Origin of the sequence: Actinophytocola sp. (assembly GCF_049647105.1) — a bacterium.
Taxonomy (GTDB): Bacteria; Actinomycetota; Actinomycetes; order Mycobacteriales; family Pseudonocardiaceae; genus Actinophytocola.
Genome location: NZ_JBARWZ010000210.1, coordinates 15,612 through 27,902, shown reverse-complemented (window position 1 = coordinate 27,902; position 12,291 = coordinate 15,612). Strand labels below are relative to the sequence as shown.

Here is a 12,291-nt window from a genome sequence, read left to right as displayed (position 1 = left end):
GAGAACACGATGGTAGCCCCGGAAAACCCGATTCCCTCGTTCACGCTCGCGGCGGACGTGGTCCTGTTCGCCCACGACCAGCACGGCGCCCTGCACGTGCTGCTGATCGAACGCGTCTGGGACCCGTTCGCCGGGTGCTGGGCGTTGCCGGGTGGCCACGTCGACCCGGGCGAGACGTTCGAGCAGGCGGCGCGCCGGGAGCTGACCGAGGAGACCGGCCTGACGGCCCCGGCCCGGATGGTGCTGGTCGGTGTGTACGACGCGGTGGGACGGGATCCGCGTGGCCGGGTGATCTCGGTGGCCTACGCGGGGTACGCGCCGCGGCTGCTCACGCCGACCGCCGCCGATGACGCGGTCGCCGCGCAGTGGGTGCCGGTCGACGACCTGTCGACGGCCGCGCTGGCGTTCGACCACAACCTCATCGTGTGGGACGCGGTCAAGGCGGTGGCCTGATGCCCAAGGAATACGCCTGCATCGTGAAGCGGGGTTTCTGGCTCAGCACCGGGTTCGTGTCGTGGTGTGGCAGGACGTACCAGACCTCGCGGGCCGCTGACTGGTTCACCTCGACGTGCCCGGCCTGTGTGACCGCCAAGCGGGAAGGCCGGAACCTGTGAGCGCGACGGATGTTTTGGCCCAGTACGGGACGTGGGCGTTGACGAAGTTCGTGGCCGCGCTGCTGGTGTTCGTGTTGCTGGTTTTGGTGCGGATGCCGGTGCGGTTGTTGGTGGTGGTGCTGGAGTCCGCGATGGCGCGTGTGGACCGTGCGGTCACCAGCGCGGTGTCACACACCGAGACGCAGACGGCTTCTGGGGTCGGGGAGGGAAACCGATGAGCAACAACAGCAACAACAGCAGGGTGAGCGCCAGCGGGCGGAGCTTCCCGGCGTGGTGGACCGACCTGTCGGTGCCGGTCCCGACGCCGGGCCGGGCAACGCGGGTGGCGTCCTGGATCGGCTGGCACCTGCCGGAACTGGCTGGGGTGACCGCGCCTGCGGTCGTGGCGGTGGCGGTGTCGCCGTGGGCGTTGCTGGTGTCGGGTGTGGTCGGTGCCGGGTGGAGGGTCCACACGGTCCGGTCCGCCCGGGAACTGGCCGCGCTCAACGCCGGTCACGGCGCCGCAGCGGTGACGGCGGAGTCGTCCGATGTGGACACCACGCGGGACGGCCCCGCTCCGGACACCGGTGTGGTGGACGCCGATGTGGTGGCGGGCAGCGGTGACGGTGGCTCGGTGGATGGCTCGGTGGATGGTGGCGTGGTGCGCCGGAGTGGGGGTGTGGCGTGAGCTGGCAGGAGCAGCAGCGGCTGAACGCGGCGGCGAAGGCGGAGCAGCGTCGCCAGGACGCCATGGCGGCGGTGGAGATTGAGCGGTCCCGGGCACGTGCTCGCGCGGAGATGGAGGCCGACCGTGAGGCGCGGGCGGTGGCGCGGGCGCGGCAGGAGCGTAAGGACCGGGACGTGCGGCGCGACCGTGTGGCGGCGCGGTGGAAGGCCCGGTGGTCGGGTCTGCGGGTGTGGGCGGCCGGGCATGTGGTGGATCTGTTGATCTACCCGCTGGCGGTGGTGTCGGCGGTGATGGCGGTCCCGGCGATGGCCGAGTTCGGGCACCACGTCTACGCCGGGCCTGCCGGGTATGCGTTGCCGGTGATCACCGAGCTGGGGATGTGGGCGTTCGCGTTCGCCGTGCACGTGGTGCGGGACCGCAGTGCGCGGGATGGGCAGGACCGGCCGGTGTGGGCGTTGCAGACCGGGGTGTGGTCCTTCGCGGCGGTGGCGGCCGGGCTGAACTTCGTGCACGGCCTCACCGCCGCCCCGACAGGGCCGGTCGGTGAACTGATCGAAGACGCTGCGCAGGTGCCGCGGTTCACGGCCGGGCTGGTGATGGCCATCGCGAGCGTCGCCGGGGTGATGGCCCACCAGCTCGTGACCGCCGCACCACGCCGCGGCCGCGCGGACCGCGACACCGACCGGATCGCGCGGCAAGCCGCGGCGAAAGTCGCCCGTATCCGTAAGGCAGCGGTGGCCTCCGCTGTCGCGGAACTGGATGACACCGGTACGGCGCGGTTGGTGTTCCGGCCCGGCACCTACCGCCTCACCCGCCGCACCATCACGCCATGGCGCCGGGGTCGGCGGCTGACCACGATCACCCTGCCCGGCATCCCAGCCACGACCGCGACCCACAACCAGGGGAACGAGTGGGACGACCTGGACCGTGAACTCGCCGAGCTGATCGCCACCACCGACCCCTACCCGGGCGCCCGACCCGGCCACACCGCCTCTGCGGCCGGTGGCGGAGTCGGCACCCTCAACCCCGATCACCACAGTGCGGACGATGCTGATGGTTCGCGGGCTGGCCAGCGGGAATCGACCTCGATCGATCGAGGCGTACGCAAGCCGGGCAAGACCCGCAAGCCGGTCCGCAAGCCGGTTCGCAGGGCTCCCCGATCGATCGAGGACCTGAGCGCGGAACTGGCCGCGTTGATCGAGGCCGATCCCAGCGCGGTGAACCTCTCCTCGGCGGAGTCGATCCGGCGTGCGCTGCGCTGCTCCCCGGGCCGTGCCCGCCAGCTCCGCGACGCCCACCACACCGACTGACCGGGGAATCGACATGAACAACCAGCACGACAACCACGTCAACGATCGAGACAAGACCGGACAGGCACAGGAGGTGTCGAACGTGCGGTACCTGCCCCACCACCACCCCGAACCCGGCACCGAACCAGGCACCGAGATCGAGGTCGTCGACCGCACCACGATCGAGCACACCGGACCGGTGTTCGAGGGCGAGATTGTGTCGGCGGCGGAGTACAACGCGCGGCAGAAGCAGGCAGCGTTGGAGCGGTGGAAGGGCTACCAGCGTGACGTGGTGACCGTCTACAAGGGCGCGCGTACCGCGGTGACGCACCAGCGGACCAGGACCGTGGCCCGGCACTTGTTGGCCTACCCGGTGGCGGGCGCCGGGATCGTGTGGCGGCGGTGGCGTGACGCGCACGGGGTCGGCCGCTACGAGCGGCAGATGCGTGCCGCCGAAGCCGCAGGGGATCAGGAAGCGGTGCGGTACTGGCAGGAAGCCGACGTGGCGGAGAAGGACCGCCGCCACCGCAGGGTCATGGACTGGATGACGTTCCTCAACCCGTGGTTGTGGATCAAGTACGGCACCCTGGCCATTCTCGGGTTTTCCCTGTTCCTGCTGGTCATCGGCATCATCACCGCCATCAACACGGGCGAGTTCAGTGACGTGATCGGCCCGATCGGCGCGGTGCTGGACGCGATCGCGTTCACGGTGTGGTTCGTCACCGCCTACGGCGTGCTCATGCTGACCGGCGCCACCACGGCGACCTTGTTCTACCTGTACAGCCAGGGCCGCAAGCACGCGGAAGTGCCGGCATGGCTCGCGCCTGTTGCCGCAGGTGGCGAGGGGGACGTGATGGACGAGTTGCCGGACGAGAACACCATCGTCAACGCGTTGCGCAACCTGAACATCCCGGGTTTCACCAGGGCGTTGAAGGAAGGGTGGCGGGTCAAGTTCCAGGAGGTTCCGCACGTTGACGGCAAGGGTTGGCGCGCTCAGCTTGACCTGCCCCCGGCCTGCCCGGTCGAGGAGATCGTGAAGCGCAAAAACATGCTGGCCCACAACCTGGTCCGGTTCCCGATCGAGGTGTGGCCTACCGAACCCCGCCCGTCGGTGCTGGACCTGTGGGTCGCCAAGCCGGGTGCGTTGTCCGGGCCGGTCGATCCGTGGCCGCTGCTGGCGGACCTGGACAACGTGACCTGCGATTACTTCAAGGGTGTGCCGGTTGGGGTCACGGTCAAGGGCGATGTGGTCCGGGGCCGGTTGTTCGAGGCGAACTATGTGCTGGGCGGCATGATGGGTTCGGGCAAGTCCACGATGGTCATCACGCTGCTGTTGGGTGCGATGCTGGATCCGCTGGTGGACATCGATGTCGTGGTCATGGCAGAGAACGCCGACTACGAGCCGATGGCGCGGCGTCTGCGGTCGCTGACCACCGGGGTTGGTGAGGAGACCGTGGAGACCTGCCTTGCCATGCTGGCCGGTCTCTACGAGGAGATTTCGGTACGCGGCCAAGCCCTCAAGGAGCACGACGCACGTGCCGTGACCAGGGAACTCGCCGAGAAGGACGACCGGCTACGCCCCCGGATCATGGTGATCGACGAGTGCCAGAACCTGTTCATCGGCAAGCACGGTGCCGCCGCGATCGAGGTCGCCGCGAAACTCATGTCCAGCGCCCGCAAGTACGCGATCACCCTGATGTTCCTGACCCCCGAACCCAGCAAGGATGCGTTGCCACGCAAGCTCATCAGCATCGCCAGCAACAAGGCGTGCTACGCGATCGGTGACCACCAGGGCAACGACGCGGTGCTCGGTTCTGGCAGCTACAAGCAGGGCATTTCCGCTGTGGGCCTCACCCCGAAGACCGACGACGGCCCCGGTGACGTGGGTACCTGCATGCAGCGCGGGTTCACCGGCAAACCCGGCCTGCTCCGCACCTTCTACGTGGGCCAGGCCGACGCGCACCGGGTCACCGAACGCGCCCTGCAGCTCCGTGACCAGCGTGGCATCACCGCCACGGCGGTTGCTGAGCCGGTGGCGCGGGACCCGCTGGCCGACATCGCCGCCGTCCTGGGCGACCAGGAACGGATGCGCACGCAGGACGTGTTGCAGCGCCTCACCCACCTGGCCCGCGCCAAGTACTCCGGCTGGACGTTCACCGACCTGCACAAGGCGCTGCCCGAGTCCGCCAAGCCGTACAAGTCCCGCGTGAACGGCAAGGCGGGTGTCCAGGTCGTCAGCCGCGCCCGCGTCCGCGAAGCGATCGCAGAGCGTGACGAAAACAGTGAGTACGACACCGCCGAAACCGAGGGAAGCGACTGAGGGAGCCATGAGGGAGTGAGGGAGTTCTCCCTCACCCCCTCCCTCACCCACATCCCTCACCGTGAACAGCGGAAACCCCTCGCGAGGGAGGCGAGGGACCCCGCCCGGCTGACCGGCGAAAACAGCAGAAACCCGGGAGTTTGAGGCACCCACCCGCCTCCCTCCCTCACCGAACCACGCCCACCCGTCACTACACACAGTGATTGCGTGGGGACGTGGCGCATGGAAGGACACCACCCCGCATGTGCCGATCAGGAGGCCGCCGCTGCCGCGGCGCGAGCACCAGCAAAGCCGCCGCCGCGAAACGCGCACGCAGCTACCGCGCCCGCCGACGCGGCGACACCACCGCCGCCCCGGCCACCGAACCGACCGGCCCCGCCGCCGCCACCGGCCAGGAGACCGCCGTGAACCCCGACCAGCCCTCAGGAGGGGACGTGACGCCCCACCAGCCCGACGAGACCCCGCGTACGCCGGACCCGGCAACCCAGGAACCCGGGCGGAAGCCGCGGCCCCAGCGGCGGACCGCACGGAACACGCGGACCGCGCGCACCCAGACACCGCGTGAGCGCACACGGGCACGGGGGGACGTGACGCGGTCCTCGGGCCGCCGCGAAGTCGAGTACTACACCGGCGACGAGTTCCCCAACGACGAGTTCCCCGGAGACGAGAACGACCGGGTGTGGATGGTCTCGACCTCACCGGTTCCGACGGCCGCACCCACCGAGTGGGGACGTGACGACAACCCCGACACCAACCGGGACACCACCCACGACGGCGAGAACGCGACTGTCGCCAGTGAGGACAACCCCATGCCCGGCAACGACTCCGGCCCGGACGCCGTGGGGGACGTGACGCCACCCACCGAGCCCACCGAACACTCCACCGGGCCGACCGTGCGCGTCATCAACTACGCCGCGCCCGGAGCCACGGTCGGTCGTCAGGCCGATGTCGTCCACGGCGACTTCGTGGTCATGGGCAGCTCGACTTCCCAGGCAGGCAACGACATCCCCGACGCCGTTGCCGCCCGCATGGAGGCCATCCGCAACAAGGCACACCGCGCAACCTCCCGGCACACCACGACCGGTCCCGGCGGCTTCACCGTCCAGATGGGACCCAACAACGTCGCCGGACAAGGGGAGGTCGTGGCCTTCCAAGTCGGGAAGGTCACCGACCAGGACGACCAGGAGGGGAACCGATGACCAGCAACGACCCGGCCGACCTCCTGACATCCGCACGAGCTTGGCTCACAGCCAACGCACCGGATGTAGCCGCGGTGCAGGCATGGACAGCCCGTGTGCTCGCGGAAGTGGACGGTCCAGTGCCCGCACTCGGCTCCCTCGGATGGTGCGCGCTGCCGGACAGCGATCCCCGCAAGCTGGCCGCCGCAGTGGCCCCAGCGCTGACGCGCCTGCACGAGAACACCCCGGCCGCAGTAGCGCTGCGGCTCCGCCGCGAACTGCGCGACGTCGACCGCGCCGTACTCCACCGCGTTGGTGCTGCCTCGCACGCGGTGGCCGGTGCACAGGACTGGCGCGCTGCCGCCTGGCGGCCGACATGGGACACGTTGGAACGCCGTCGCTGGACCCGGCCGTGTCCCGCCTGCCGTACGCCCCTGTCCTGGCGGGCCGACCGATGTGGGTGCGGGTGGCGTGAGCCAACACCGGACGAGATCCGCGCCAGAGCTACCGCGTCATGGAGCCACCCGCCCGCTACCACTGTCAGGAGGGCCGCAGCATGAGCGCCGTTGACGCCACGCTCGCCGCGATCGACAACGCGGTCGGCGACCAGACGCACGACGGCACGTGCCAGAAGTGCGGCAAGCAGCTCGGACAGGCCGCGCCGTCGGCGGACTTCTGCTCGGAGGCATGCGGCACCGCCTGGCGCAACGCCCAAGCCGACGACGACCCGGCCGACCGCGGCCACACGCCGGACCAGGAGTTGCCCGAACGTGCGCCAGAACGCCCGCTGTCCTGGCTCGCTCCCACGCCGCGCGAACTGCGCGCCGGACACGAGATCTTGGATGAGGTAACGGCGTTCCTGAACAGGTTCGTGGTCTTCCCCAACGAGCACTGCGCGCATGCGGTCGCGCTGTGGTTCGCCCACACCCACATCGCGGACCGGTTCTACATCACGCCGCGGCTGATCCTGGACTCTGCCGAACCAGGGTCGGGCAAGACGCGCGTACTCGAGGTGGCATCCCTGCTGGTGCGCTCACCAGAATCCACCATCTCGACCACCCCGGCCGCGCTGTTCCGGCTCGTGTCAGCCAGCCGCATCACCATCCTGTTCGACGAAGTGGACGCGGTATTCAACGCCAAGGGAGGCAACGAAGACCTGCGCGGCCTGCTCAACGCCGGATACAAGCAAGGCGCGACCGTCACCCGCTGCGCCGGGGACGCCAAGTCCATGAAGATCGAGCGCTTTCCGGTGTTCGCGCCGGTCGCGCTCGGCGGCATCGCCGGGAACATGCCTGCCACGATCACCACCCGCGCGGTCACCATCCACATGCGACGCCGCCGTTCCAATCAGACAGTGGAGCAGTTCCGGCAGCGCACCGCCGAACGCGACGCCCGTCCGATCCGGGAAGCCCTGGCGGCCTGGATGGCGTCCGTGGCCGACGAGGCAGCGGAAGCCGTCCCAAGCCTGCCCAACGGCGTGGTGGATCGCTCAGCGGAGATCTGGGAACCTCTCGTGGCCATCGCCGACGCCGCAGGCGGCGACTGGCCGGAGCGGGCACGGCAGGCATGCGCGCACTTCGTGCTGAAGTCCAGCCAACCCATGACGACCGGAATTCGGCTGCTTGCCGACATCCGCGCCATCTTCGAGCGCCACGCCACTGACCGACTCGCCACCAAGGAGTTGCTTGCCGAGCTGACCGAACTGGAGGACGCCCCGTGGGGCGACCTGGACGGCAGAGGCAAGCAGCTCGACGGGCGACGACTCGCCACCGAGTTGGCGCGCCACGGGATCGCGCCTGTGGCTTTCAAGGACGACAGCAATACCACCGTCAAGGGCTACGTCACGTATCCCACCAACGAGACCAAGTCCCAGAAGGCCCAGGTCGGCCTAGCCGACGCGTGGGACCGCAACCTGTCCGCCGCTACGCCAGGCACTGACACAGAGGGGGACGCGCCAGCATGAAGCGCGAATTGCTGAAGGTCGCGGAATTCTGCACAGAGTGGAAGATTGCGCGTTCCACGTTCTACGAGTGGATCGCGAAGGGCGAAGCGCCACGCACGATCAAGATGCCGAATGGTCAGCTCCGAATTGACCGGCGGGACATCGAGAAGTGGGAGCAGTTGCGCGAGATTGACCAGGTGGCCTGATGCAAACCTCCTACAAAGTCAAGTTCTGGAAAACGCGCGTCTACGAAGGCGCGCGGAAGACGACATACTACGTGCGCTGGACTGTCGACGGGGAGGGATTCCAGGAGGGGTTTGCTACGTCACGCCTGGCGGAGAGCTTCCGTTCGAAGCTTCTTTCTGCGGCACGGGACGGCATTGCATTCGACGTTGAATCCGGCCGTGCTGTCACGATGCTTCAGACAAAGAAGTCGACGACGCCATGGTTTGATTTCGCATGCGCGTACATGGACATGAAGTGGCCGACGTCGTCACCAGGGCACCGGAAGACAACTGTTGATGTCCTGGTGCCCATCACGGTTGCGATGCTCCGTAAACCACCCACCGACAAGAGCGAAGCAGAGAAGTTGCGGAAGGCGTTGCGCCAGGCATTCAACGTCAACACTCGCCCACCGGCAGGCGAGACGCGATGGATTGCGCGGAACAGCCGGGCCGTGAACGAGCTGGTGAAACCAGACGCGTTGCGGGCGTTGCTCGCCAGCATTGACAAGAAGCTGGACGGGAAGCGCGCCGCACAGGACACGATCCGCCTACGTCGGATCACACTCGGCAACGCACTCGATTTCGCCGTTGAACAGAAGCTGCTCGGCGAAAACCCGCTCAAGGAAATCAAGGTCGCCAAGGTGAAGACCGTCGTGCACGAGGTGGACCGGCGTTGTGTCGCGAACCCGACCCAGGCGCGAACCCTGCTGGAGGCGGTCAAGGAGAACAACGGTCGGCTGCTCGCGTTCTTCGGGCTGATGTACCACGCCGCACTTCGGCCGGAGGAAGCCGCGAACCTGGGGAAGGCGAACTTGGCGCTGCCGGACCAGGGTTGGGGCGAGATGTTCCTGGAGTCCGCCGCGCCGGAGATCGGCGCGGAGTGGACCGACAGCCAGGAACGGAGCGAGGCACGCGGTCTCAAGCACCGGGAGCCTGGCACCGGTCGAACCGTGCCGTGCTCTCCGGAGCTGACCGCGATCCTGCATTGGCACCTGGACACGTTCGGCACCGCGCCGGACGGTCGCCTGTTCTGGGGCGCACGCGGCGGTGGCAGGTTGCCCAGCTCCGTCTACGGCCGTGTGTGGGCCAAGGCACGCGAGGCAACGTTCACACCAGCCGTCGCCGCATCTCCGCTGGCGAAGCGCCCGTACGACCTCCGTCATGCCGCCGTGTCGACGTGGCTCAACGCGGGTGTGGAGGCAACCAGGGTCGCGGAGTGGGCAGGGCACAGCGTGGCCGTCCTGCTTCGGGTCTACGCCAAGTGCCTGGACGGTGGTGAGCAGGCCGCGCGAGCCAAGGTTCAGCAGGTCATGACCGGCTGAGAACTTTGCCGCGTATTTGCCGCGAACGCTCGTAGACGACCGGCCACGGCCGGACACAACTGGACAGAAAACGAACGGCCCGCTGACCTGTTTTCGCTGGTCAGCGGGCCGTTGCGGCATGTGGTGGCGGGTGAAGGGTTCGAACCTTCGTAGGCAATGCCGACAGATTTACAGTCTGCTCCCTTTGACCGCTCGGGCAACCCGCCGGGAGTGTCCGGTCGTGACCGGACGGGCGAAACCTTACCCAATGGGTGCGCGGGTCCGACAACCGGTATCCCCTCCAGCGGTAGGCTCGCTCCCGGCACAGTACGGCGGCTCGAGAGGTGAGACTGGTGGCGGATCCGTCCTTCGACGTGGTGAGCAAGGTTGACCGGCAGGAGGTCGACAACGCGCTCAACCAGGCGAGCAAGGAACTGTCCACGCGCTTCGACTTTCGCGGGACCAATGCCTCGGTGAAGTGGGCAGGTGACGAGGCCGTCACGTTCGAGGCAGAGACCGAGGAGCGTTGCAAGGCCGCGATCGACGTGTTCAAGGACAAGCTGATCAAGCGGCAGATCTCGCTCAAGGCGTTCGACGTCGGCGACCCCGCGGTGTCCGGGAAGATCTACACGGTCACCGGCAAGCTCGTGCAGGGGATCGACTCCGAGCACGCGAAGAAGATCGCCAAGAAGATCCGGGACGAGGCGCCCAAGGGTGTGCAGGCCCAGATCCAGGGCGACCAGCTGCGCGTGTCCGGCAAGAAGAAGGACCACCTGCAGGAGGTCATCGCGCTGCTCAAGGGGTCGGACTTCGGCATCGCGTTGCAGTTCACCAACTACCGCTGACCGGTCACGGCTGGTGAAATCCCTGGTGAGGGTGCCCGCTAGTGTGGGGTCAATGAAAGGCATCGTCCTCGCGGGTGGCAGTGGGACCCGGCTGCACCCCATCACACAGGCCGTCTCCAAGCAGTTGCTGCCCGTCTACGACAAGCCGATGATCTACTACCCGCTGTCGGTGCTGATGCTGGCCGGTATCCGGGACGTGCTGGTCATCACGACGCCGCAGGACATGCCGACTTTCCAGCGGTTGCTGGGCAGCGGCAACCAGTGGGGCATCGAGATCAGCTACGCGGAGCAGCCGCAGCCGAACGGGCTCGCGGAGGCGTTCATCATCGGTGAGTCGTTCATCGGTGGCGACGACGCCGCGCTGGTGCTGGGCGACAACATCTTCTTCGGCACCGGGTTCTCCTCGGTCATGCAGCAGTACGTCACCAACATGGACGGGGCCGTGCTGTTCGGCTACCCCGTGAAGGATCCCGAGCGCTACGGCGTCGGCGAGGTCGACGACGCCGGCATGCTCACCTCGATCGAGGAGAAGCCGGCGAAGCCCAAGTCCAACCGGGCGATCACCGGCCTCTACTTCTACGACAACGACGTGGTCGAGATCGCCAAGGGCCTGCAACCGTCGGCGCGTGGCGAGCTCGAGATCACCGACGTCAACCTGACCTACCTGCGACAGGGCCGCGCGCGACTGCTGGACCTCGGCCGCGGCTTCGCCTGGCTGGACACCGGCACGCACGACTCGCTGCTCGAGGCCGGGCAGTTCGTGCAGGTCCTGGAGCACCGGACCGGCGTTCGTATCGCCTGCCTCGAGGAGATCGCGCTCGACAAGGGCTTCATCAGCGCCGACGACTGCTACGCGCTGGGCCGCAAGCTGGCGAAGTCCGGCTACGGCGACTACGTGATGGACGTGGCCCTCGCCGCGGGCGCCGCGGGCTGACCGCAGAGCAACGAGAACGGCCCGGTGCATGCCAGCACCGGGCCGTTCTCGTTCAGCGATCCAGGTCTCGACGGGCCATAGCCTCCAGGCGGCGGATCCGGTCCGGGATCGGGGGGTGGGTCGAGAACAGGCGGGCCATGTTCTCGCCGGGGCGGAACGGGTTCGCGATCATCAGGTGGGCCTGTGACACGACCTTCGGTTCCGGGGCGAGTGGGGCGCGGGCGGTGCCGTACTCCAGTTTTCGCAGCGCCGACGCCAGTGCCAGCGGGTCACCGGACAGCTCGGCGCCGGACTCGTCCGCCTGGTACTCGCGGGAGCGGCTTACCGCCATCTGGACGATGCCGGCCGCCACCGGGCCGAGGATGGCCAGCAGCAACATGGACAGCGGGTTCGGGCGGTCGTCGTCCGAGCCGCCGAACATGCCGGCGAACATCGCCAGGCTGGCCAGCACGCTGATGACCGACGCCAGTGCGCCCGCCACGCAGGAGATCAGGATGTCCCTGTTGTAGACGTGGGACAGTTCGTGGCCCAGGACGGCCCGCAGCTCACGTTCGTCGAGTAGTTCCAGGATGCCCGTGGTGCAGCAGACTGCCGCGTTGCGTGGGCTTCGGCCGGTCGCGAACGCGTTCGGCGCCGCCGTTGGGCTGACGTACAGCCTCGGCATCGGCTGGCGTGCGGACGTCGCCAGCTCGCGAACTATGCGGTACATCGCGGGCTGTTCGGCCTGCGAGACCGGCCTGGCGCGCATCGCACGCAGCGCCAGCTTGTCCGAGTTGAAGTACGCGTACCCGTTCATCAGCAGGGCGACCGCGAGACCGATGAACAACGCACTCTGCCCGAACAAGCGGCTGACCAGGATGATCAGCGCACTCATACCGCCAAGCAGCAACGCGGTCTTCAGCCCGTTGTAGTGCTTGTGCACTTCCGCCTCCGTGACCGTTCCTTACTCACGCGTAACGGACAACGGCGGGCACGAG

The 12,291-nt window shown here is 68.0% G+C and carries 13 protein-coding genes and 1 tRNA gene; 12 read left to right on the top strand and 2 right to left on the bottom strand.

Translation table 11 applies throughout. The annotated features are described in order from the left end of the window. The 10 genes from WBA97_RS24815 to WBA97_RS24770 all read left to right on the top strand — a co-directional run. Positions 1-453 (top strand): NUDIX domain-containing protein (locus WBA97_RS24815; protein ID WP_424233316.1); only part of this gene is annotated, 453 nt, incomplete at its 5' end. Then, positions 453-614, top strand: a complete 162-nt coding sequence (locus tag WBA97_RS24810) for a hypothetical protein (protein ID WP_424233315.1) — start codon at positions 453-455, stop codon at positions 612-614. The genes WBA97_RS24815 and WBA97_RS24810, both read left to right, overlap by 1 nt. 38 nt (positions 615-652) lie before the next feature. Next, positions 653-832, top strand: coding sequence for a hypothetical protein (locus WBA97_RS24805; protein ID WP_424233314.1), 180 nt, complete (start codon positions 653-655; stop codon positions 830-832). Next, complete coding sequence (locus tag WBA97_RS24800; RefSeq protein ID WP_424233313.1) at positions 829-1,281, top strand: hypothetical protein; 453 nt, start codon at positions 829-831, stop codon at positions 1,279-1,281. Before WBA97_RS24805 ends, WBA97_RS24800 begins: the two co-directional genes overlap by 4 nt. Then, entirely contained in the window at positions 1,278-2,591 is a 1,314-nt protein-coding gene (locus tag WBA97_RS24795) for a hypothetical protein (RefSeq protein ID WP_424233312.1), read from the top strand. The genes WBA97_RS24800 and WBA97_RS24795 overlap by 4 nt, the downstream gene beginning before the upstream one ends. 13 nt (positions 2,592-2,604) lie before the next feature. Further along, positions 2,605-4,890: an FtsK/SpoIIIE domain-containing protein gene (locus WBA97_RS24790; RefSeq protein WP_424233311.1), complete on the top strand. Its 2,286-nt coding sequence runs from the start codon at positions 2,605-2,607 to the stop codon at positions 4,888-4,890. A 242-nt stretch (positions 4,891-5,132) separates the two neighbouring features. Further along, a complete protein-coding gene (locus WBA97_RS24785; RefSeq protein WP_424233310.1) occupies positions 5,133-6,089 on the top strand; it encodes a hypothetical protein in 957 nt (318 codons plus the stop codon). Between the two features lie 493 nt (positions 6,090-6,582). Beyond that, on the top strand, positions 6,583-8,031 hold the full coding sequence (locus tag WBA97_RS24780) for a DUF3631 domain-containing protein (protein WP_424233309.1): 1,449 nt from the start codon (positions 6,583-6,585) through the stop codon (positions 8,029-8,031). Then, a complete protein-coding gene (locus tag WBA97_RS24775; RefSeq protein ID WP_424233308.1) occupies positions 8,028-8,216 on the top strand; it encodes a helix-turn-helix transcriptional regulator in 189 nt (62 codons plus the stop codon). The genes WBA97_RS24780 and WBA97_RS24775 overlap by 4 nt, the downstream gene beginning before the upstream one ends. Then, the gene (locus WBA97_RS24770) at positions 8,216-9,556 is read left to right on the top strand and encodes a tyrosine-type recombinase/integrase (protein ID WP_424233307.1); all 1,341 of its coding nucleotides are present in this window, start codon (positions 8,216-8,218) and stop codon (positions 9,554-9,556) included. Before WBA97_RS24775 ends, WBA97_RS24770 begins: the two co-directional genes overlap by 1 nt. A 121-nt stretch (positions 9,557-9,677) precedes the next feature. Here WBA97_RS24770 and WBA97_RS24765 read toward each other — a convergent pair. Next, positions 9,678-9,762, bottom strand: a tRNA-Tyr gene (locus WBA97_RS24765). A gap of 126 nt (positions 9,763-9,888) precedes the next feature. Between WBA97_RS24765 and WBA97_RS24760 the strand changes: the two genes are divergently transcribed. Together WBA97_RS24760 and rfbA are read left to right on the top strand one after the other, a co-directional pair. Further along, positions 9,889-10,380 (top strand): YajQ family cyclic di-GMP-binding protein, encoded by a 492-nt coding sequence (locus WBA97_RS24760; protein ID WP_424233306.1) that lies wholly within the window; start codon positions 9,889-9,891, stop codon positions 10,378-10,380. Between the two features lie 52 nt (positions 10,381-10,432). Continuing rightward, positions 10,433-11,314, top strand: coding sequence for a glucose-1-phosphate thymidylyltransferase RfbA (gene rfbA, locus WBA97_RS24755; protein WP_424233305.1), 882 nt, complete (start codon positions 10,433-10,435; stop codon positions 11,312-11,314). A 52-nt stretch (positions 11,315-11,366) separates the two neighbouring features. Here rfbA and htpX read toward each other — a convergent pair whose 3' ends face one another. Continuing rightward, on the bottom strand, positions 11,367-12,236 hold the full coding sequence (gene htpX, locus WBA97_RS24750; RefSeq protein WP_424233304.1) for a zinc metalloprotease HtpX: 870 nt from the start codon (positions 12,234-12,236) through the stop codon (positions 11,367-11,369). Positions 12,237-12,291 lie beyond the last annotated feature (55 nt).

Bases quoted from the DNA above. Each gene is read 5' to 3' on its own strand.
- WBA97_RS24775 (WP_424233308.1), top strand. From the start codon at position 8,028: ATGAAGCGCGAATTGCTGAAGGTCGCGGAATTCTGCACAGAGTGGAAG.
- WBA97_RS24810 (WP_424233315.1), top strand. From the start codon at position 453: ATGCCCAAGGAATACGCCTGCATCGTGAAGCGGGGTTTCTGGCTCAGC.
- WBA97_RS24770 (WP_424233307.1), top strand. From the start codon at position 8,216: ATGCAAACCTCCTACAAAGTCAAGTTCTGGAAAACGCGCGTCTACGAA.
- WBA97_RS24790 (WP_424233311.1), top strand. From the start codon at position 2,605: ATGAACAACCAGCACGACAACCACGTCAACGATCGAGACAAGACCGGA.
- WBA97_RS24800 (WP_424233313.1), top strand. From the start codon at position 829: ATGAGCAACAACAGCAACAACAGCAGGGTGAGCGCCAGCGGGCGGAGC.
- rfbA (WP_424233305.1), top strand. From the start codon at position 10,433: ATGAAAGGCATCGTCCTCGCGGGTGGCAGTGGGACCCGGCTGCACCCC.
- WBA97_RS24785 (WP_424233310.1), top strand. From the start codon at position 5,133: ATGTGCCGATCAGGAGGCCGCCGCTGCCGCGGCGCGAGCACCAGCAAA.
- WBA97_RS24780 (WP_424233309.1), top strand. From the start codon at position 6,583: ATGGAGCCACCCGCCCGCTACCACTGTCAGGAGGGCCGCAGCATGAGC.